The sequence below is a fragment of the Pseudonocardia oroxyli genome (assembly GCF_900102195.1).
Lineage (GTDB): Bacteria > Actinomycetota > Actinomycetes > Mycobacteriales > Pseudonocardiaceae > Pseudonocardia > Pseudonocardia oroxyli.
This window is the reverse complement of record NZ_FNBE01000001.1, coordinates 333,364-353,740: the sequence shown is the minus strand read 5'-3', so window position 1 is coordinate 353,740 and position 20,377 is coordinate 333,364. Positions and strand designations below refer to the sequence as shown.

Genomic DNA, 20,377 nt, shown 5'->3' with positions numbered 1-20,377 from the left:
TCCGCTGACACTGCAAAGGGGCGGCGGGGGTGGGGTCGTCCGACCGGGACCCCACCACCCCGCGCTACGGTGGGCGACGTGCTCACGACCAGCGTGCTCGCGTACCTCCCGAGCCCCGACCGCGGGGTCTGGCACCTCGGGCCGATCCCGCTGCGGGCGTACGCGCTCTGCATCATCGCCGGGATCGTCGTGGCGATCTGGTGGGGCGAGAAGCGGTTCGTGGCGCGCGGCGGGCCCGCGGGCACCGTGGTGGACGTCGCGGTGTGGGCGGTGCCGTTCGGCCTGGTGGGCGGCAGGCTCTACCACCTCGCCACGGACTGGCGCACCTACTTCGGCCCCGGCGGGGACCCGGTCGCCGCGCTCAAGATCTGGGAGGGCGGCCTCGGCATCTGGGGCGCCATCGCCCTCGGTGCGGTCGGCGCGTGGATCGGGTGCCGCAGGCGCAGGATCCCGCTGCCGTTCTTCGCCGACGCCGTCGCGCCCGGGATCATCGTCGCCCAGGCGATCGGGCGGCTGGGCAACTACTTCAACCAGGAGCTCTACGGCGGCCCCACCACGCTGCCGTGGGGCCTGGAGATCTACGAGCGCGTGGACCCGGCCACCGGGGCGTCGGACCCGCTCGGGGGCGTGGCGATCGACACGGCGAACCCGATCGCGATCGTGCACCCCACGTTCCTGTACGAGCTCCTCTGGAACCTCCTGGTCGCCGCCGTGATCGTGTGGGCGGACCGGCGCTTCCGGCTCGGCCGCGGGCGCGTCTTCGCGCTCTACGTGGCCGGGTACACACTCGGCCGGTTCTTCATCGAGATCATGCGCACCGACCCGGCGACGCGGGTGTTCGGCGACATCCGGATCAACGTCGTCGTGTCCGTCGTCGTGTTCGCGCTGGCGATCGTGTACTTCGTCCTGCGCCGCGGGCCGCGCGAGACGATCCCCGACGAGGCGTTCGCGCTGGCGGGCGTGGAACGGCCCGGGGCGGCGGCCGAGCGGACCGGCGCACCGGCCGACGAGACGGCGGGGGAGACGGCCGCCACGGACCGGTCCCCGTGACCTTCGCCGGTTTCGGCGACGGCGCCGTCGAGTTCTACGACGGCCTGCTCGCCGACAACAGCAAGGCCTACTGGACCGACCAGCGCGAGCTCTACGAGGAGCACGTGAAGGGTCCGATGCAGGCGCTGCTCGCCGAGCTCGAGGTCGAGTTCGGCGCGGGCAAGATCTTCCGCCCGTACCGGGACGTCCGCTTCTCGAAGGACAAGACGCCCTACAAGACCCATTGCGGCGGCTACGCGCACCCGTACTACGTCCAGGTCGGGCCGGAGGGCCTGCTCGCCGCCGCCGGGTACTACGGGATGGCGCCCGACCAGCTCGCCCGCTTCCGCACCGCCGTCGACGACGCCCGCCGCGGCACCGCGCTGGAGAAGATCCTCGCCACCGCCGAGGAGGCGGGCCTGACGGTCGGGGGCGAGCAGCTGAAGACCCGCCCCAAGGGCACCGACCCCGACCACCCGCGGCTGGACCTGCTCCGCCGCAAGGGCCTGATGGTCTCGCGCCGCTGGGCCCCGGACGACGCGCTGCACGAGCGCACCTGCCTCACCCGCGTCCGCACCGTCTGGCGCGCGGGCACGCCCCTGGCGGAGTGGCTCGCCGACCACGTGGGCCCGAGCGAGCAGCCCCGCCGCTGAGTCACCGCCGCCGGGTCACCAGCGCGTGCACCGCCACTCCCACCGACACGCCGACGCAGTCGGCGACGACGTCGAGGATCTCGGCGTCTCGCCCGATGGGCAGCACGCCCTGGAGGACCTCCGAGAGCACGGCGTACCCGCTCAGGCCGAGGACCAGGGGCAGGGGCGGGATGCGCGCCCACCGTCCGGTGGCACCCAACAGGGCGAACACCCCCAGATGGACCAGCTTGTCCACGCCCGGTGCGGCCGTCGGTACTCCGGATGCCGGAAGGAACAGCACCACCAGACTGACCAGCACCGCGAGGGCGAACGACAGACGTCCCACTGTTCGCCTTCCTCCTACCTGATCGTTACAGAGAGCGCGCTACGCTTGTCGCCGTGACTCGTCGCACCAAGATCGTCTGCACCATCGGCCCGGCCACCGCGACGCCCGACCGTATCCGGGAGCTGGTCGTGGCCGGCATGGACGTCGCGCGGCTCAACTTCAGCCACGGCACGCGTGATGACCACAAGCGCGTGTTCCAGATGGTCCGGGACGCCGCCGCGGCCGAGGGCCGCGCGGTCGGCATCCTCGCCGACCTGCAGGGCCCCAAGATCCGCCTCGGCACGTTCGCGGACGGCCCCACCGAGTGGCACACGGGTGAGGAGGTCCGGATCACGGTCGACGACTGTGCCGGCACCCACGACCGGGTCTCCACCACCTACAAGGGCCTGGCGCAGGACGCCCGCGCCGGCGACCGGCTGCTGGTCGACGATGGCAAGGTCGGCCTGCGCGTCATCGACGTCGACGGCTCCGACGTGGTCTGCAAGGTCACCGAGGGCGGTCCGGTCAGCAACAACAAGGGCATCTCGCTGCCCGGCATGAACGTGTCGGTGCCCGCGCTGAGCGAGAAGGACATCGCGGACCTGGAGTTCGCGCTCACGCTGGGCGTGGACGTGATCGCGCTGAGCTTCGTGCGCAGCCCGGCGGACATCGACGGCGTGCACCGGATCATGGAGAAGGTCGGGGTCAAGCTCCCGGTCGTCGCCAAGCTGGAGAAGCCCGAGGCCGTCGACAACCTCGAGGCGATCGTGCTGGCCTTCGACGGGGTGATGGTCGCCCGCGGCGACCTCGGCGTCGAGCTGCCGCTGGAGAACGTGCCGCTGGTGCAGAAGCGGGCGATCCAGATCGCCCGGGAGAACGCGAAGCCGGTCATCGTGGCCACGCAGATGCTCGACTCCATGATCACCAACTCGCGGCCCACCCGCGCCGAGGTCTCCGACGTCGCGAACGCCGTGCTCGACGGGTCGGACGCGGTGATGCTCTCCGGCGAGACCGGCGTGGGCAAGTACCCGATCAAGACGGTCCGCACGATGGCCTCGATCGTCGAGGCCGTCGAGGCGGGCCCGACGACCGTGCCCCCGCTCAACCACGTCCCGCGGACCAAGCGCGGTGTGCTCTCCTACGCGGCGCGGGACATCGGCGAGCGCCTCTCGGCCCGGGCCCTGGTCGCGTTCTCGCAGTCCGGCGACACGGTCCGCAGGCTCGCCCGCCTGCACACCCGGCTGCCGCTGCTGGCCTTCACCCCGGCCGCCGAGGTGCGCAACCAGCTCGCGATGACCTGGGGCGTCGAGACCTTCCTGGTCGAGGCCGTGGACTCCACCGACGCCATGGTGCGCCAGGTCGACCACGCCATGCTGTCCATCGGCCGGTTCCAGCCCGGCGACCTCGTGGTGATCGTCGCGGGCTCGCCGCCCTCGACCGTAGGCTCCACGAACCTGATCCGCGTCCACCGCCTCGGCGAGGAGGACCACGCCTAAGGTGGTCCCATGGGTGATCGATCCTGGGGCTTCCGGACGCGCGCGGTACACGCCGGGGCGGTTCCCGACGCCGCTCACGGTGCCCGGGCCACCCCGATCTACCAGTCCACGAGCTTCGTCTTCGAGGACACCCAGGACGCCGCGACGCTGTTCGCCCTGCAGAAGTACGGGCTGATCTACAGCCGGATCGGCAACCCGACGGTCGCGGTGCTCGAGGAGCGGATCGCCAGCCTGGACGGCGGGCTGGGCGCGGTGGCGACGGCCTCGGGCCAGTCCGCCGAGTTCCTCACCTTCGCCGCGCTGACCGGGGCGGGGGACCACGGCGTCGCGTCGGCCGCGCTGTACGGCGGCACGGTCACCCAGCTCGACGTGACGCTGCGCCGGTTCGGGGTGGACACCACGTTCGTGCCGGGGACCGACCCGGAGGACTATGCGAAGGCCATCACCGACCGGACGCGGTTCGTGTTCACCGAGGTCGTGTCCAACCCGGGCGGCGAGGTGGCCGACCTGGCGGGGCTGGCGGAGGTCGCGCACGCGGCAGGCGTCCCGCTGGTCGTCGACGCCACACTGGCCACGCCCTACCTGTGCCGCCCGATCGAGCACGGCGCGGACATCGTGATCCACTCCGCGACGAAGTTCCTCGGCGGGCACGGGACCACGCTCGGCGGCGTGATCGTCGAGTCCGGGCGGTTCGACTGGGGCAACGGGCGCTTCCCCACGATGACCGAGCCGGTGCCGTCGTACGGCGGGCTGACCTGGTGGGGGAACTTCGGCGAGTTCGGGTTCCTCACCAAGCTGCGCGCCGAGCAGCTGCGGGACGTCGGGCCCACCCTGTCGCCGCACTCGGCGTTCCTGCTGCTCCAGGGCGTGGAGACGCTGCCGTTCCGGATGGCCGCGCACGTCGCGAATGCGCAGCGGGTGGCGGAGTGGCTGGCCGCGGACCCGCGGGTGTCCTACGTCCGCTACGCGGGCCTGCCGGACCACCCGCACCACGACCGCGCCAAGCGGTACCTCCCGGAGGGGCCGGGGGCGGTGTTCGCGTTCGGGGCGAAGGGCGGCCGGGCGGCGGGCGCGCGGTTCATCGAGTCGGTGCAGCTGTGCAGCCACCTCGCGAACGTCGGGGACGCGCGCACGCTCGTCCTGCACCCGGCGTCGACGACCCACCAACAGCTCACCCCGGCCCAGCTGGAACACGCGGGGGTCCCGGAGGACTTGATTCGGATCAGCGTGGGTCTGGAGGACGTCGACGACATCCTCTGGGACCTCGACCAGGCCCTCGACTCGGCACAGGGAGCGACCCGGTGAGCTGGCAGAACCCGACCGCCGTCGAGCGGAAGCGGATCCTCGACGAGACCCGCACGGTCGCGATGGTCGGGGCCTCGCCGAACGCGGCGCGGGCGTCGAACTTCGTGGCGACCTACCTGCTCGACGCGAGCGACTACGAGCTGTGGTTCGTGAACCCGAACGCGACCGAGATCCTCGGCAGGCCGGTCTATCCGAGCCTCGCCGACCTCCCCGGCGTGCCGGACCTCGTCGACACCTTCCGGCGCCCGCAGGACCTGCCCGGCGTGCTGGACGAGGTCCTGGCCCTGGACGGGGTGAAGACCTGGTGGCTCCAGTTCGGCCTGTGGGACGAGGAGCTGGCCGCCCGCGCGGAGGCCGCGGGGATCACCGTCGTGATGGACAAGTGCCTGAAGGTCGAGCACGCCCGCTTCGCGGGCGGCCTGCACCTCGCGGGCTTCGACACCGGCGTGATCAGCTCACGCCGCCGGGTCTAGAACGGCCTAGCCGAAGAGCAGCCGCTGCAGGATCAGGGTGAGGAGCCGCAGCACCCAGAACGCCGGCGCGGCCAGCAGGAACAGCTTCCACAGCTCCGGCCATCCCCGCCGCTGGGCCGCCTTCCACGTCGGCCACGCGGCGAGCACGCAGCAGATCAGGATCCAGCCGGTGTGGAGCAGGAGGAAGGTCGAGTCGCCGGGGGCGATGACGACCTGCAGCGCGAACGCGACGACGCCCCAGCCGAGCGCGCCGAACAGCGCGCGGTAGTACGGGATGTCGACGGCGGGTGCCTCTTTCTCCACGTCGCTCAGCGTATCGGTGCGGGCCCGTACGTCAGCCGGCGGAGCAGGATCTCCGCAGGCCCGCGCCGGTCCCCGCGGTCCAGAGCGGCACACCCGACGAGCCCCGCCCCCCAGACCCCGACGGCGAGCAGCGCCGCCTGCGCCACGCTCAGCCGCGCCCCGAACCCGAGCGTCCACGCGGGGAGCAGCACCATCCACACCACGGACTGCCCGAGGTAGCAGGACAGCGACCGGCGCCCGGCCGCGAGCAGCGGGCGGGGCGCCCACCGGGTCGCGACCAGTGCGAACACCGCCGCGTACCCGAGCCCGCCCGCGAGCCCACCCAGCCCGTGCAGCACCCCCGCGAGCAGCGCCTGCGCGCCGGTGGGGGCCCACCAGCCCGCGGCCGCGAGCGCCAACGGGACCCCGCCTGCCACGGCCACGGCGAGCCCGAGGAGCGCGACCCGTCGCAGCACCCGTCGGTGTCCGTCGGGCTCCTCGAGCAGCCGCCGCCGCCCCAGCAGGGCGCCGAGCGCGACCATCCCCGCGGTGACGAGCGCGGAGTTCACCGTGCCGAGCGACCACTCGCCGACGTGCTGGACGAGCGCGCTGCCCACGTCCGGCGCCGCGATGCTCGGCAGGGCCGCCGCACCCGTCGAGAATCCGGAGAACGCGCTGGTCAGGACGGTGAACACACAACCGAGCACGGCGATCGTCCCGAGCGTGACGGCGGTCCCGCGCACCACGACCCCGGCCAGCGCCACGAGCAGCAGCCCGTAGGCCCCCACGATGTCCCCCGGGAACAGCAGGAGCCCGTGGACCGCACCGATCGCGAGCATCCACCCGCCGCGCCGCCGGAGCAGCGACACCGCGACCGCGGGCTCCCACCGGCGGGCCGACTGGGCCGCCCCGTACCCGACGAGCAGCGCGAACAGCGGATAGGCCCGCCCGTCCACCAGGACCATCTGCAGGAACGCGACGACCGCGTCCATCCCCGCGAGCCCCGCCGGATACCCGCGCACCCCGGCGGGCCCGAGCAGGAACAGGTGCACGTTGGCGAGCGCGATGAGCAGCAGCATCGCCCCGCGGGCGAGATCGGGCGCCACCGCCCGGGCGCTCGACGGAGTACTCACGACCCCGGACCCTACGGCGCGAGACCTCCGCCACCTCAGCGAACGAGGTCCCGGCGCGGGGGCTAGCCTCACGGCGTGTCCACTCCTGTCACCGTCACTGTCACCGGAGCCGCTGGCCAGATCGGTTACGCGTTGCTCTTCCGGATCGCCTCCGGGCAGCTCCTGGGGTCCGACACCCCGGTGAAGCTGAACCTGCTGGAGATCCCCCAGGCCGTCAAGGCGGCCGAGGGCACCGCGATGGAGCTGAGCGACGGGGCGTTCCCGCTGCTCGCCGGCGTCGAGATCTTCGACGACGCGACCAAGGCCTTCGACGGCGTCAACGTCGCCCTGCTCGTCGGCGCGCGCCCGCGCACGAAGGGCATGGAGCGCGGCGACCTGCTCGAGGCCAACGGCGGGATCTTCGCCCCGCAGGGCAAGGCGATCAACGCGGGCGCCGCGGACGACGTCAAGGTCCTCGTCGTCGGCAACCCGGCCAACACCAACGCCCTGATCGCCCAGTCCGCCGCGCCGGACGTCCCGGCCGAGCGCTTCACCGCGATGACCCGCCTCGACCACAACCGCGCCCTCGCGCAGCTGTCGCAGAAGCTGGGCGTGCCGGTGTCGGAGATCAAGAAGCTCACGATCTGGGGCAACCACTCCGCCACCCAGTACCCCGACCTCTTCCACGCCGAGGTCGGCGGCAAGATCGCCGCCGAGCAGGTCGAGGAGTCCTGGCTGAAGGACACCTTCATCCCGACCGTCGCCAAGCGCGGCGCCGCGATCATCGAAGCCCGGGGCGCGTCGAGCGCCGCGTCGGCCGCGTCGGCCGCCATCGACCACGTCTACACCTGGGTCAACGGCACCGCCGAGGGCGACTGGACCTCGATGGCCGTCCCGTCGGACGGCAGCTACGGCGTGGCCGAGGGGATCATCTCCTCCTTCCCGGTCACCACCAAGGGCGGCAAGTACGAGATCGTCCAGGGCCTGGAGATCGACGCCTTCTCCCGCGAGAAGATCGACGCCTCCGTCGCCGAGCTGGTCGAGGAGCGCGAGGCGGTCAAGGGCCTCGGCCTGATCTGAGCCCCCGTGAGTGGCGACGGTCGCCATGGCGACCATCGCCACTCACGGTTCAGAGGCGCGCACCGGTGTCCGGGTCGAACAGGTGCACCCGGTCGAGGTCGGGCGCCAGGTGCACACGCTGGGCTCGCGCACGATCCCGCGGCCCATCGCGACCCGCTGGCGCTGCCCGCCGGAGAGGGCGCGGCTTCCGGTCCAGGTACTCGGTGAGGTCCAGGATCCGCGCCGCCTCGGCGATGCGTGCGGCGATCTCGGCCCTCGAGCGCTTCGCAGGTCCAGATGGCGACGATGCAGAGCATCACCAGGCTGAGCGTGGGGTCGTTGAACCAGCCCGACGCCCACCGTGACGACGGTGAGCACCAGGGTGGTGCGCAGGACGTCGACGCCCCGAACGGGGATCGCACGAGCGGGGCCCACCCGCAGCGAACGGCGCGTTCGCTCACAGGTGGTGAGCGAATGCGCCGTTCGTGTGTCGGGTCCTACTCCTCCAGGACCGCGATGGCGAAGGACTCGCCGGGCAGGGTGATCTCCGCGCCCTCGGAGCTCGTGGGCTCGCTGGCCAGCAGGATCCGGGTAACGGTGGCCGCCAGGTCCAGGGCCACCTCCTCGGAGCCGAGGTTGACCAGCACCCGCAGCCGCCCGCGGTGGATCACCAGGGTGCGCGCCTCGGGGTGGACGTCGACGGCGACCTCGTCGAGCCACGGGTCGGAGAGCTCCGGCCACGCCTTGCGCAGCGCGATGAGCTCCTTGTACATCGCCAGCAGGGTGGAGTGCGGCTCCTGCTCCTGCTCGGTCCAGTCCAGCTTCGAGTCGAGGAAGGTGGACTCGGCGTTGGGGTCGGGAACCTCGACGTCCCCCCAGCCGTGGTCGGCGAACTCGCTGGTCCGACCCGTGCGCACGGCCTCGCGCAGGCCCGGGTCGGGGAAGTACGAGAAGAACTGCCACGGCGTGCGGGCGCCCCACTCCTCACCCATGAACAGCATCGGGGTGAACGGGGAGGTGAACAGGATCGCCGCGCCGCAGGCCAGGATGCCGGGGGAGACCACCTGGGTGAGCCGGTCGCCGGTGGCGCGGTTGCCGATCTGGTCGTGGTTCTGCAGGTAGGTGACGAAGCGGTGCCCGGGGATGCGCACGGTGTCGACGGGCGCGCCGTGCGTCCGCTTCCGGAAGCTCGACCAGGTGCCCTCGTGGAGGAAGCCCCTGGTCAGGACGTGGGCGAGCCCGGCGAGATCGGCCTCGGCGAAGTCGCTGTAGTAGCCCTGGGACTCACCGGTCAGCACGGTGTGGAGGCTGTGGTGGATGTCGTCCGCCCACTGGCCGGTCATGCCGTAGCCGCCGCCGTCCCGCGAGGTGATCATGCGCGGGTCGTTGAGGTCCGACTCCGCGATCAGCGACAGCGGGCGCCCGACGTGCGCCTCCAACGCGGTCACCTCGGTGGCCAGCTGTTCGAGGACGTGCACGGCGCGGGTGTCCCGCAGCGCGTGGACGGCGTCGATCCGCAGCCCGTCGACGTGGAAGTCCCGCAGCCACATCAGGGCGTTGTCGATGGCGAACCGGCGCACCTCGTCCGACCACGGGCCGTCGAGGTTCAGCGACGGGCCCCAGATGTTGGAGCCCGCGAAGTAGGGGCCGAACCGGTCGAGGTAGGCGCCCGAGGGACCGAGGTGGTTGTAGACGACGTCCAGGATCACCCCGAGCCCGCGCGCGTGCGCGGCGTCGACGAACCGCTTGAACCCGTCCGGGCCGCCGTAGTTCTCCGTGACCGCGTACCAGCCGACGCCGTCGTAGCCCCAGTTCCGGGGCCCGTCGACGGCGTTGAGCGGCAGCAGCTCGACCATGTCGATCCCGAGCGCGACGAGGTGGTCCAGCTTCTCGATCGCCGAGTCGAACGTGCCCTCGTCGGTGAAGGTGCCGATGTGGCACTCGTAGAGCACGCTCCCGGCGAGCGTCCGGCCCGTCCAGGCCTGGTCGGTCCACCAGAAGGCGGCCTGGTCGTAGCGCCGCGAGGCGGCATGGACACCGCCGGGCTGCCACAGGGAGCGGGGGTCCGGGAGCGGGGTGGGATCGTCGCCGACGAGGAACGCGTAGGCCGACCCGGGGCCGTTGTCCTGGACGTCCGCGTGCCACCACCCGCCCGCCGCGCGCCGCATCGGGTACGTGTCCCCGTCGACCACGACCCGGACCGTGTCCTTCTCCGGCGCCCACACCGCGTACTCAGCCACGGGGGAATCCTGCCGAATCCGACGCCGACACGCCCGCCCGGGGCGGTCACGTCACGTCACGGAGCGGGTCCGGATGCGGGAGGGTCGGGACCACCGGCCGGTCGGGGGGCACGGAGTCGGCCGGTGGTCCCGGCAACGAGGTACCGGAGGGTGGGGGGATACCCGGTCCTTGCGCGTTGCGGCCTCGACTGTAGAAAGCCTGCGGGCCTTCGTAATCGGCCGTTCAGCCGTATTTCCTCACAGATTTCCCGCAGCCGAAGTATTACGTTTCCCGAACTACTTCACGGGGCTGAGTCCCAGGTCGTGGCCCATGCCGTGCTCGTCCCGGGCGCGGTCCTGCAATTGTCGTGCCACGCCGCCGAGAATGCGGTCCACCGCCGCGCCGATCGCCGGGTCGTCACCCGCGGACCCCGTGGCGACGTCCCGGGCGAACACCGCGGACAGCCTCTCGACGAGCGCGCGCCCCGGCGGGGTGAGCGCCACGAGGACGCTGCGCCGGTCCCGCGGGTTGGCCTGGCGGACCACGTGGCCCGCCAGTTCGAGCCGGTCCAGCTGGGCCGTCACCGTCGCCGGGGTGACGCCGACCCGGCGGGCCAACGCCGTCGGGCGCTGCGGCCCGTCGTGCAACAGGGTCACCAGGATCGTGGTCTCCGGGACCCCGAGCCGCAGCAGGCGGGCCGCCGTCTGCCGGTAGGCGTCCGAGGCGGCCACCAGCTCCCTCAGCCGTTCTGCGAGCGCTCCGTCCACGCGTCCGTCCGCTCCACCGTTCACTGTGCTCCTTCGTCGTTCCCCGGATCGCGGGGGCGGACTCGATGATCTTTGGTTCGATCGTCGAGATATCCGCTCTGTCAAACGTCTCGGGTTACCGAGAGGTTCCGACCGTGAGCAGCGTCATGCGCACCGTGTTGCGCGATGCGATGTCGTGGGGCGCTCCTACTCGTAGCCCTCCTTCCGCAGCGTCGCCGTGACGGCGCGCGCCGTGGGCTACCGCAAACCCGGCGCCTTCGCCGAGGCCTTCCGTCGGGTCACCGGTCGGTCACCCGGCGAGGTCGGCTGAGCGAGGCCGTGACGCGGCGAACGGGGTCAGGCGGGGCGGACGAGGAGCGCCACCGGGTAGCGCGACAGGAGCGTGCCCAGGGCGGGGGTCGCCCCGTCGACCGGCGTGTCGGTGATCATGTCGTGCCAGTCGTCCGCGCCGCCGGGCAGCGGCAGGACCGTGTCGCCCCAGCCGCCCTTCGCCGCGAGGCCCACGGGGAGCCTCGTGGCCACGGCGACGAGCCGGTCCGTGCGGGCGAACGCCACGGCGTGCTCGGCCGCGACACCGTCCGCCGGGACCGCGCGGTAGTGCTGGAACAGCTCGGGCCGGAAGCGCCGCAGGCGGGCCGCCGTCGCCGTGACCAGCAGCTTCGCTGCTCCCCCGGAGTCGATCTCCGGCAGCCAGCCCTCGTCCAGCCGCGAGAGCAGCGCCCGCCGGGCGGCGAAGTCCACCGGCCGTCGGTTGTCCGGGTCGACCAGGGAGTACTCGAACACCTCGGTGCCCTGGTAGACGTCCGGGATCCCGGGACCCGCGAGCTGCAGCAGCTTCTGTCCCAGCGAGTTCGACCAGCCGGGGCCCGCGATGCGGTCGACGAAGGCCTGGATCTCCGCCACCAGCGCGGCGTCCCCGAGGACCTGCGCCGGCCACGCGGCGATCGCCTCGTCCACCTCGGGCACGGCGTCGACGTGCGAGGTGACGAGCTTGGCCTCCTTCGAGGCCTTGCCCAGGTAGCTCGCGAGCCGCTCCGCCGAGATCGGCCACGCGCCGACCAGGCACTGCCAGGCCAGCAGCTCCAGCGAGCGGTCCGGCAGCGGGTACCGCGCGGACCAGTCCCGCAGCCGCGCGGTCCACTCGCCGGGGATCTCCGCGAGCACGGCCAGCCGCGCCCGGACGTCCTCGGACCGCTTCGTGTCGTGGGTCGACAGCGTCGTCATCGTGCGCGGCGACCCCGCCTCCCGCGCCGCGAGCGCCGCGTGGAACCCGGCGGGGGACAGGCCGAAGCGGCCCGGGTCCCCGCCGACCTCGTTCAGCGCGACGAACCGGTTCCACCGGTAGAAAGCCGTGTCCTCCACGCCCTTGGCCATGACCATGCCGGAGGTCTGCTGCACGCGGGTGGCCAGCTCGCCGTGCGGCTCCGCGAGCATCGCCGAGTAGATCGTGTCCAGCTCGACCTTCAGGTCCGGCCTGCGGGTGCGGGCGACGGAGAGCGCCGTGTCGAGCGAGTCCCGGCCCTCGGGCAGGTAGGAGCGGTAGACGGGGAAGCCGCAGAGGAACTCCGCCACCGCGTCCCGCACGGTGTCCGGGGACTCGCCGGGGACGAGCGCGGCGATCCGCCGGACCTCGGCGGCCAGGATGGTGTCGGCCACCTCCCGGCGCCCGTCGTACTCGGCCTCCCGGATCGACTGCTTCACCCCGGTGTGCTCGGCGGCGAACTGGGTGAGCAGCCCGGCCCCGTCCGGGTCGACGAACACGCCCTGGACGTCCGCCAGGGCCTCGTAGCCGGACGTCCCGTCCACCGGCCACGAGGCGGGCAGCTCCTCGCCGAGGTGCGTGATCTTCTCGACGAGCAGCCACTTGTCCGGGCCCAGCGCCGCCCGCAGCCGCCGCACGTACGCGCCGGGATCGGACAGGCCGTCCGGGTGGTCCACCCGAAGCCCGACGATCTCCGGGTGCGCCCGCACCCACCGCAGCACCTCGCGGTGCGCGTCCTCGAACACCTCGGGGATCTCGACGCGGACGGCGGCGAGCGTGGAGACGTCGAAGAACCGCCGGTAGGTGAGCTCGGCGGCCCCGCGCTTCCACGAGACGAGCCGGTAGTGCTGCCGCTCGTGGACCTCCTGCGGGGTGCCCGACCCCGTGCCCGGGGCCAGCGGGAACGCGTGCTCGTAGTACCGGAGCTCGCCGTCCTGGACGGTGAGCTGCGCGAGCGCGCCCGCCTCGTCGGCGTCGAGGATCGGGAGCAGGATCGGCCCCGCGGCCCAGTCGATGTCGAAGTGCCCCGCCCAGCGAGACGCCTGCCCGTGGGTCAGGACGTCCCACCACCAGGGGTTCGCCTTCGGGACCTCGACGCCCACGTGGTTGGGCACGATGTCGATCAGCATCGTCATGCCCGCCTCGCGCAGGGTGCGCAGCAGGTGGTCCAGCCCCTCGATCCCGCCGCGCTCGACGGAGATCCAGCCGGGGTTGACGACGTCGTACCCGTGGTTGGAGCCCGCGCCGGACTCCAGCAGGGGGGAGGAGTACAGCGTGGCGATGCCGAGCTGCTCCAGGTAGGGGACGAGCTCGGCGCCCGTCTGGAAGGTCTGGTCCTTGGAGAACTGCAGCCGGTAGGTGACCATCACGCGGTCCGCTGCAGGACGAGGAGCGACCGGGCGGGCACGGTGTGGGTCCCGCCCCCCGTGACGATCTGCGGGTCGGCGGCGGCCACCCCGGGCGCCGGGGCCAGGGTGGTCACCTCGCCCGCGGCGGTGTCGACCACGATCGCCCAGTCCTTGCCGTACTCGAGCGGCGGCAGGGTCACCTCGATGTCCTCCCAGTGGGCGTTGAACGCCATCAGGAAGGAGTCGTCCCGGACCCGCTCGCCGCGGGGGTCCTGCTCGGAGATGCCGTCCCCGTTGAGGAACGCCACCACGCACTTGCCGAAGCCGGAGTCCCAGTCGCCCTCGGTCATCTCCCGGCCGTCCGGCTGGAACCAGGCGATGTCGGCGAGGGAGTCCCGGCGGCGGGGCGCGATCGGCCTGCCCTGGAAGAAGCGGCGGCGACGGAACACCGGGTGGGCGTGCCGCAGCGCGGCGACACCGCCGGTGAACCCGACCAGCCCGGCGTTCTTGCCGAGCAGCGACCAGTCCATCCAGGCCAGGTCGTTGTCCTGGCAGTAGACGTTGTTGTTGCCGCGCTGGGTGCGCCCCAGCTCGTCGCCGTGCAGCAGCATCGGCACGCCCTGGCTGAGCATCAGGGTGGTGATGAAGTTGCGCTGCTGGCGGGCCCGCAGCTCCAGCACCGCCGCGTCGTCCGTGGGGCCCTCGACGCCGCAGTTCCAGGAGCGGTTGTGGCTCTCGCCGTCGTTGCCGCCCTCGCCGTTGGCGTCGTTGTGCTTCTCGTTGTAGGACACCAGGTCGGCGAGGGTGAACCCGTCGTGCGCGGTGAAGAAGTTGATCGACGCGTACGGCCTGCGCCCGTCCTCCTGGTAGAGGTCGCTGGACCCGGTCAGCCGGGAGGCGAACTCACCGAGCGTGCCGGGCTCGCCGCGCCAGAAGTCCCGCACGGTGTCCCGGTACTTGCCGTTCCACTCCGTCCACAGGGGCGGGAAGTTCCCGACCTGGTAGCCGCCGGGCCCGACGTCCCACGGCTCCGCGATGAGCTTGACCTGCGAGATCACCGGGTCCTGCTGCACGAGGTCGAAGAACACCGACAGCCGGTCGACGTCGTAGAACTCCCGGGCCAGGGTGGAGGCGAGGTCGAACCGGAACCCGTCGACGTGCATCTCGGTCACCCAGTAGCGCAGCGAGTCCATGATCAGCTGCAGGGTGTGCGGGTTGCGGACGTTGAGCGAGTTCCCGGTGCCCGTGTAGTCCATGTAGTAGCGCGGGTCGTCCTCGACGAGCCGGTAGTAGGCGTGGTTGTCGATGCCGCGCATGGACAGCGTGGGCCCCATGTCGGAGCCCTCGGCGGTGTGGTTGTAGACGACGTCGAGGATCACCTCGATGCCCGCCTCGTGCAGGTCCCGGACCATCGCCTTGAACTCGTGGACCTGCGAGCCGGGACGCGACCCGCGCATCGTGTACCCGTGGTGCGGGGCCAGGAACGCCAGGGTGTTGTAGCCCCAGTAGTTCGACAGGCCCTTCTCCTGCAGGTGGTGGTCGTTGAGGAACTCGTGCACCGGCATGAGCTCCACCGCGGTGATCCCGAGCCGCTGCAGGTGCTCGATCATCACCGGGTGCGCGAGCCCCGCGTAGGTGCCGCGCAGCTCCTCGGGGATGTCCGGGTGCGCGATCGTGAGGCCGCGGACGTGCGCCTCGTAGATCACGGACTCGTGGTACGGGATCTTCGGCGGGCGGTCGGACCCCCAGTCGAAGTAGGGGTTGACCACCACGGACTTGGGCACGAACGGCGCCGAGTCGCGGTCGTTGCGCGAGAGCGGGTCGCCGAAGTTGTAGCCGAAGACCGCCTCGTCCCACTTCACCGGCCCGTCGACGGCCTTCGCGTAGGGGTCGACGAGGAGCTTGTTCGGGTTGCACCGCTGCCCGGTCGCCGGGTCGTACGGCCCGTGCACCCGGTAGCCGTAGCGCTGGCCCGGCTCGACCCCGGGGAGGTAGCAGTGCCACACGAACCCGTCGACCTCGGTCAGGGCGTGCCGGGTCTCCTTGCCCTTCGGGCCGAACAGGCACAGCTCCACCTTCTCCGCCGCCTCGGAGAAGAGGGCGAAGTTGGTGCCCGCCCCGTCGTAGCTGGCGCCCAGCGGGTAGGCGCTGCCCGGCCACGGCCGCATGCTGATTCCCCATTTCCTCGGTCCGAACCCGTTGCACCTTAGGGCGCCCGCGCCCGTCGTGCGTGCTCGGTCAGTACTGTTCCGCAGTGATGAGCACCCTGTTCACGAAGATCATCGACGGCGAGATCCCGGCCCGGTTCGTCTGGTCGGACGAGCGCTGCGTGGGGTTCCTCTCGGTCAACCCCCTCGGCCCCGGCCACACCCTGGTCGTCCCGCGGGAGGAGGTCGACCAGTGGGTCGACGCCACCCCGGACCTGTTGGCGCACCTCACGGCGGTGTCGCAGGACATCGCGACGGTGGTGCAGGCCGTCTGGTCCCCGCCGCGGGTCGCCTTCATGATCGCGGGTTTCGAGGTGCCGCACCTGCACCTGCACGTGTACCCGGCCTGGGACATGGCCGCGTTCGACTTCGCCAACGCGGCGAAGGAGATCGACCCGACGGAGCAGGACGAGATCGCCGAGCGGCTGCGCGCGGGGCTGCGTGAGGCGGGTCACGGCGAGCACGTCCCCTCCGCGTGAGGCTCGTGCTCGTCCGGCACGGCCTGCCGGAACGGGTCACCGACGCCGACGGGGAGAGGGCCGATCCCGCGCTGACCGAGCTGGGCCACCGGCAGGCCGAGCGGGTGGTGCACGCGCTGGCCGGGGAGCCCGTCGACGCGATCTACGCCAGCACCATGACGCGGGCGGTCCAGACGGCCGCGCCGCTGGCGTCGGCGCGGGGCCTGGAGATCGTGCAGCGCCACGACCTGCGCGAGTTCGACGCCGACCAGCCCCGCTACCTGCCCGTCCACGAGCTCGCCCGGGAGAACCCGCAGGAGTGGCAGCGGATGGTCGAGGGGCACCTGCCCGAGCACGTCGACGTCCCGGCGTTCACCGCTCGGGTCCTCGCCGCGCTCGACGAGATCGTCGCGGCCCACCCCGGGCGGGGCACCGCCGTGGTGTTCGCGCACGCCGGGGTGGTCAACGTCTTCCTCGGCCACCTGCTCGGGATCACCCGACCGCTGCCGTTCCCCCTGGACTACGCGGGCGTGACCCGGGTCGTCGCCCGCCGCGACGGGGTGCGCAAGCCCCGCACGGTGAACGAGATCGGGCACGTCGCCGACCTGCTCTAGTCGTGTCGGCGACGTGACGTCCCGGTGTCCTGAGCGCCGAGCGGGTCCCGCACTCGTACAGTGAGGGACGTGCAGCCGGTCAACATCTTGTCGTCGGTCCGGGGACCCGCGGACCTCAAACGCCTCGGCCCCGACGCGCTGGCGGCCCTGGCCACGGAGATCCGCGAGTTCCTCGTGCGGTCGGTGTCCCGGACCGGGGGGCACCTCGGGCCCAACCTGGGCGTCATCGAGCTCACGATCGCCCTGCACCGCGTCTTCGACTCGCCGCGGGACACCGTGATCTGGGACACCGGTCACCAGGCCTACGTGCACAAGCTGCTGACCGGCAGGCAGTCCGGCTGGGAGAACCTCAAGAAGACCGGCGGGCTGTCCGGGTACCCCTCGCGCTCGGAGTCGGTGCACGACCACGTCGAGTCGTCGCACGCGTCGTCCTCGCTGAGCTGGGCGGACGGGATCGCCCGGGCCTACTCGCTGACCGGGCGGCAGTGCCACGTCGTGGCCGTGATCGGCGACGGCGCGCTCACCGGCGGCATGGCCTGGGAGGCGCTGAACAACATCGCGGCGGCCAAGGACCGCAACGTGGTGATCGTGGTGAACGACAACGGCCGCAGCTACGCCCCGACCATCGGCGGGCTCGCGGACCGGCTGGCCACGCTGCGGCTGCAGCCCGGGTATGAGCGGCTGCTGGAGGCCGGGAAGTCCACGCTGCGCGGCACGCCGGTCGTCGGGCCCGCGGTGTACGCGGGGCTGCACGCGCTGAAGGCCGGGATCAAGGACGCGATCAGCCCGCAGGAGCTGTTCGCCGACCTGGGGCTCAAGTACTTCGGGCCGGTCGACGGGCACGACGTCGCGGCGATGGAGTCCGCGCTGCGCCGCGCCCGCCACTTCGGCGGCCCGGTCGTGGTGCACGCCGTCACCCGCAAGGGGAACGGCTACGCCCCGGCGGAGAACGACGAGGCCGAGCAGATGCACAGCCCGTCGGCCTTCGACCCGGCCACCGGGCTGCCCACCGGCCCCAAGACCACCGGCTGGACCAGCGTGTTCGCCGATGAGCTGGTGCGGATCGGGGCCGAGCGGCCGGACGTCGTGGCGATCACCGCCGCCATGCTCGGGCCGACCGGGCTCGCGAAGTTCCAGGCCGAGTTCCCCGAGCGCTGCGTCGACGTCGGGATCGCCGAGCAGCACGCCTTCGCCTCGGCGGCCGGGCTCGCGCGCGGCGGCATGCACCCGGTCGTCGCGGTGTACTCGACGTTCCTCAACCGGGCCTTCGACCAGCTGCTGATGGACGTGGCGCTGCACCGCGAAGCCGTCACGGTCGTGCTCGACCGGGCCGGGGTCACGGGCAACGACGGGCCCTCGCACAACGGCATGTGGGACCTGTCGGTGCTCGGCATCGTGCCCGGCATCCGGGTCGCCGCGCCGCGGGACGCCGCCACCCTGCGCGAGGAGCTCGCCGAGGCCGTCGCCGTGGACGACGGGCCGACCGCGCTGCGCTTCCCCAAGGGGCCGGTGATCGAGTCGGTGCCCGCGGTGCGTCGCGTCCAGGGGGTGGATCTCCTGCGCGAGGACCGCAACGCGACGGTGCTGCTGGTGTGCGTGGGCGCCTTCGGCGAGCTCGGCCTGGAGGCGGCCGCCCGGCTGGCGCAGCAGGGCGTCGCGGTCACCGTGGTGGACCCGCGGTGGGTGCTCCCGGTGCCCTCGGCGCTGGTCGACCTCGCCCGGCGGCACCAGCTGGTCGTCACCGTGGCGGACTCCGGGCGCCACGGCGGCTTCGGGTCGGCGCTGGCCGACACGCTGCGGGCGGCGGAGGTGGACGTGCCGCAGCGAGACGTCGCGCTGCCGCAGGAGTTCCTCGAGCACGGGTCGCGGTCGGACGTGCTGGCCGCCGTCGGGCTCACCGCGCAGGACGTGGCGCGCCGGGTGACCGAGTGGACCGCGCGGCTCACCACCGTGGCATCGGAGCAGGTCACCACGTGAGGGTCCTGGTCGTCGAGGACGAGCAGGCGCTGGCCGAGGCGGTCGCGCGCGGGCTGCGGCGCGAGGGCATGGCCGTCGACGTCGCGCTCGACGGGCTCTCGGGCCACGAGAAGTCCTCGATCACCCGCTACGACGTGGTGGTGCTCGACCGGGACCTGCCCGGCATGACCGGGGACGCGCTGTGCGCCGAGATCGTCGCCTCGGACGCCCCGACCCGGATCATCATGCTCACCGCCAGCGGCACCCTCGAGGACAAGGTCGACGGGCTCTCCCAGGGCGCGGACGACTACCTGGCCAAGCCCTTCGACTTCCCGGAGCTGGTCGCCCGGGTCCGGGCCCTGGGCAGGCGGGCCGCACCGGCGCTGCCGCCGCTGCTGCGGGCCGGGGACGTGTCGCTGGACCCCTCGCGGCGGACCGTGTCGCGGGCGGACGCGCCGGTGGAGCTGACCCGCAAGGAGTTCGGCGTGCTCGAGGTCCTGCTGGGCGCGGGCGGGGCCGTCGTGTCCAGCGAGGAGCTGCTCGAACGGGTCTGGGACGAGAACGCGGACCCCTTCACCACGACCGTGCGGGTCACGGTGATGACCTTGCGCAAGAAGCTCGGTGAGCCCGGGGTGATCGAGACCGTCGTCGGGGCGGGGTACCGGGTGCCCGCGGCGGGTTAGTGCCCCGTCGCAGACCGGGCACTAGGGTCCCCTGAATGCGCCGGCTCTCGCTGCGGTGGCAGCTGACCCTGCTCGGCACCGCGCTGGTCGCCCTGGTCAGCGCCCTGTTGCTGTGGCTGGGCTGGCTGCTGGTCGGCGGGGTCGCGGGCGCGGTGCCCGGGTTGCCGCCGGGCACGATGGTGCAGGTCGGGGAGGTCCGGGTGCCTGCCTCCCAGGTCACGGCGGCGGTCCGCGACGCGGCCCGGGCGGAGCTGCTGCGGGCGGGCGCGCTCGCGTTCCCGCTCGTGGTGCTGGCCGCCGGCCTGGTCTCGTGGGTGTTGGTGGGGCGGGTCCTGGCGCCCCTGCACTCGGTGACCGCGACCGCGCGCAGGCTGTCGGCGGAGTCGCTCGACCAGCGCCTGGACCTGCGCGGGGCGCGCGGCGAGCTGGCCGAGCTGGCCTCGGTGTTCGACGGGATGCTCGACCGCCTCGAAGGCGCCTTCGCCCAGCAGCGCCGGTTCGTGGCCAACGCCAGCCACGAGCTGCGCACCCCGTTGGCCGTGCTGCGCACCGAGGTCGACGTGACCCTGGCCGACCCGACCGCGGACGTCGAGGAGCTGCGGCGCATGGGTGTGGTGGTCCGGGACGCGACCCGGCGGGCCGACGACCTGGTCGGGGGCCTGCTGCTGCTCGCGCGCACCGAGAGCCTCGGCGAGCTCGCCGCGACCCGCGTCGACCTGCGGGACGCCGCCGCGCACGCCGTCCGGACCACGGCCGCCGAGGCCGCCGGGCGGGGGCTGAGCGTACGGGTCACCGGCGGCCCCGCCCCGGTGTCGGGAGACCCGGTGCTGGTGGAGCGGATCGCGGGCAACCTGCTGGAGAACGCCGTGCGGCACAACGTGGACGGCGGTTGGATCGAGGTCTCGACGGCCCCGGGGGAGCTGCGGGTGTCGTCGTCGGGCGCGGAGATCGACCCGCTCCAGGTGGCGCAGCTCTTCGAGCCCTTCCGCCGCGGCCCCGTGGCCCGCACCGCGACCACGCAGGGCTCGGGCCTGGGACTGAGCATCGTGCGCGCGATCGTGCACGCCCACCAGGGCGAGGTGCAGGCCCGCCCCGTGGAGGGCGGGGGCCTGACCGTGGAGGTCCGGCTCCCGCAGAGGCAGCCGTGAG

Annotated in this window: 18 protein-coding genes and 1 pseudogene; 11 read left to right on the top strand and 8 right to left on the bottom strand. The window is 72.7% G+C overall.

Annotated features, from left to right (window positions below; genetic code table 11):
- Positions 1–78 precede the first annotated feature (78 nt).
- Entirely contained in the window at positions 79–1,050 is a 972-nt protein-coding gene (gene lgt, locus BLS43_RS01730; RefSeq protein WP_425438517.1) for a prolipoprotein diacylglyceryl transferase, read from the top strand.
- Positions 1,047–1,682, top strand: coding sequence for a DUF2461 domain-containing protein (locus tag BLS43_RS01725; RefSeq protein ID WP_093075513.1), 636 nt, complete (start codon positions 1,047–1,049; stop codon positions 1,680–1,682). Before lgt ends, BLS43_RS01725 begins: the two co-directional genes overlap by 4 nt.
- A 1-nt stretch (position 1,683) precedes the next feature.
- On the opposite strand, the gene BLS43_RS01720 is transcribed toward BLS43_RS01725, so the two are convergent.
- Positions 1,684–2,007 carry a VanZ family protein gene (locus BLS43_RS01720; RefSeq protein ID WP_093075511.1) on the bottom strand — a complete coding sequence of 108 codons (324 nt, stop codon included), beginning with the start codon at positions 2,005–2,007 and terminating at the stop codon, positions 1,684–1,686.
- Positions 2,008–2,060: 53 nt separating this feature from the next.
- Between BLS43_RS01720 and pyk the strand changes: the two genes are divergently transcribed.
- Genes pyk through BLS43_RS01705 form a run of 3 tightly spaced genes read left to right on the top strand, consistent with a single transcriptional unit; the run spans position 2,061 to position 5,260 of the window.
- Positions 2,061–3,482, top strand: a complete 1,422-nt coding sequence (gene pyk, locus BLS43_RS01715; RefSeq protein WP_093075509.1) for a pyruvate kinase — start codon at positions 2,061–2,063, stop codon at positions 3,480–3,482.
- Positions 3,483–3,491: 9 nt separating this feature from the next.
- Positions 3,492–4,787: an O-acetylhomoserine aminocarboxypropyltransferase/cysteine synthase family protein gene (locus BLS43_RS01710; RefSeq protein WP_093075506.1), complete on the top strand. Its 1,296-nt coding sequence runs from the start codon at positions 3,492–3,494 to the stop codon at positions 4,785–4,787.
- A complete protein-coding gene (locus tag BLS43_RS01705) occupies positions 4,784–5,260 on the top strand; it encodes a CoA-binding protein (RefSeq protein ID WP_093075503.1) in 477 nt (158 codons plus the stop codon). Before BLS43_RS01710 ends, BLS43_RS01705 begins: the two co-directional genes overlap by 4 nt.
- Before the next feature lie 6 nt (positions 5,261–5,266).
- On the opposite strand, the gene BLS43_RS01700 is transcribed toward BLS43_RS01705, so the two are convergent.
- Together BLS43_RS01700 and BLS43_RS01695 are read right to left on the bottom strand one after the other, a co-directional pair.
- Positions 5,267–5,563 carry a hypothetical protein gene (locus BLS43_RS01700; protein ID WP_093075500.1) on the bottom strand — a complete coding sequence of 99 codons (297 nt, stop codon included), beginning with the start codon at positions 5,561–5,563 and terminating at the stop codon, positions 5,267–5,269.
- 5 nt (positions 5,564–5,568) lie between these two features.
- On the bottom strand, positions 5,569–6,675 hold the full coding sequence (locus tag BLS43_RS01695) for a DUF418 domain-containing protein (RefSeq protein WP_143029913.1): 1,107 nt from the start codon (positions 6,673–6,675) through the stop codon (positions 5,569–5,571).
- A gap of 75 nt (positions 6,676–6,750) precedes the next feature.
- Between BLS43_RS01695 and BLS43_RS01690 the strand changes: the two genes are divergently transcribed.
- The gene (locus BLS43_RS01690) at positions 6,751–7,734 is read left to right on the top strand and encodes a malate dehydrogenase (RefSeq protein ID WP_093075495.1); all 984 of its coding nucleotides are present in this window, start codon (positions 6,751–6,753) and stop codon (positions 7,732–7,734) included.
- Positions 7,735–7,848: 114 nt separating this feature from the next.
- Here the strand turns inward: BLS43_RS01690 and BLS43_RS31925 are convergent.
- The 5 genes and pseudogenes from BLS43_RS31925 to glgX all read right to left on the bottom strand — a co-directional run.
- Positions 7,849–7,966, bottom strand: a pseudogene (locus BLS43_RS31925) (sugar ABC transporter ATP-binding protein); the annotation flags it as partial.
- Positions 7,967–8,210: 244 nt separating this feature from the next.
- Entirely contained in the window at positions 8,211–9,953 is a 1,743-nt protein-coding gene (treZ, locus tag BLS43_RS01685; RefSeq protein WP_093075492.1) for a malto-oligosyltrehalose trehalohydrolase, read from the bottom strand.
- A 276-nt stretch (positions 9,954–10,229) separates the two neighbouring features.
- Positions 10,230–10,700 (bottom strand): MarR family transcriptional regulator, encoded by a 471-nt coding sequence (locus BLS43_RS01680; RefSeq protein WP_245707237.1) that lies wholly within the window; start codon positions 10,698–10,700, stop codon positions 10,230–10,232.
- A gap of 336 nt (positions 10,701–11,036) precedes the next feature.
- Positions 11,037–13,328 (bottom strand): malto-oligosyltrehalose synthase, encoded by a 2,292-nt coding sequence (gene treY / locus BLS43_RS01675; protein WP_093075486.1) that lies wholly within the window; start codon positions 13,326–13,328, stop codon positions 11,037–11,039.
- Positions 13,328–15,478 (bottom strand): glycogen debranching protein GlgX, encoded by a 2,151-nt coding sequence (gene glgX / locus BLS43_RS01670; RefSeq protein WP_093075483.1) that lies wholly within the window; start codon positions 15,476–15,478, stop codon positions 13,328–13,330. The genes treY and glgX overlap by 1 nt, the downstream gene beginning before the upstream one ends.
- Positions 15,479–15,567: 89 nt before the next feature.
- Here glgX and BLS43_RS01665 point away from each other — a divergent pair, with 89 nt between their 5' ends.
- The 5 genes from BLS43_RS01665 (at position 15,568) to BLS43_RS01645 (ending at position 20,376) form a co-directional block, all read left to right on the top strand.
- Complete coding sequence (locus tag BLS43_RS01665) at positions 15,568–15,996, top strand: HIT family protein (protein ID WP_093075479.1); 429 nt, start codon at positions 15,568–15,570, stop codon at positions 15,994–15,996.
- The gene (locus BLS43_RS01660) at positions 15,993–16,589 is read left to right on the top strand and encodes a histidine phosphatase family protein (RefSeq protein ID WP_093075475.1); all 597 of its coding nucleotides are present in this window, start codon (positions 15,993–15,995) and stop codon (positions 16,587–16,589) included. Before BLS43_RS01665 ends, BLS43_RS01660 begins: the two co-directional genes overlap by 4 nt.
- A 69-nt stretch (positions 16,590–16,658) precedes the next feature.
- Complete coding sequence (dxs, locus tag BLS43_RS01655) at positions 16,659–18,566, top strand: 1-deoxy-D-xylulose-5-phosphate synthase (RefSeq protein WP_093075472.1); 1,908 nt, start codon at positions 16,659–16,661, stop codon at positions 18,564–18,566.
- Positions 18,563–19,228, top strand: coding sequence for a response regulator transcription factor (locus BLS43_RS01650; protein ID WP_093075467.1), 666 nt, complete (start codon positions 18,563–18,565; stop codon positions 19,226–19,228). Before dxs ends, BLS43_RS01650 begins: the two co-directional genes overlap by 4 nt.
- 35 nt (positions 19,229–19,263) lie before the next feature.
- A complete protein-coding gene (locus BLS43_RS01645) occupies positions 19,264–20,376 on the top strand; it encodes a sensor histidine kinase (protein ID WP_093075461.1) in 1,113 nt (370 codons plus the stop codon).
- Position 20,377: the final 1 nt, after the last annotated feature.

Excerpts from the sequence above, each read along its gene's own strand:
- BLS43_RS01710 (WP_093075506.1), top strand. The coding sequence starts at position 3,492 with ATGGGTGATCGATCCTGGGGCTTCCGGACGCGCGCGGTACACGCCGGG.
- treY (WP_093075486.1), bottom strand. The coding sequence starts at position 13,328 with ATGGTCACCTACCGGCTGCAGTTCTCCAAGGACCAGACCTTCCAGACG.
- BLS43_RS01665 (WP_093075479.1), top strand. The coding sequence starts at position 15,568 with ATGAGCACCCTGTTCACGAAGATCATCGACGGCGAGATCCCGGCCCGG.
- BLS43_RS01645 (WP_093075461.1), top strand. The coding sequence starts at position 19,264 with ATGCGCCGGCTCTCGCTGCGGTGGCAGCTGACCCTGCTCGGCACCGCG.
- glgX (WP_093075483.1), bottom strand. The coding sequence starts at position 15,478 with ATGCGGCCGTGGCCGGGCAGCGCCTACCCGCTGGGCGCCAGCTACGAC.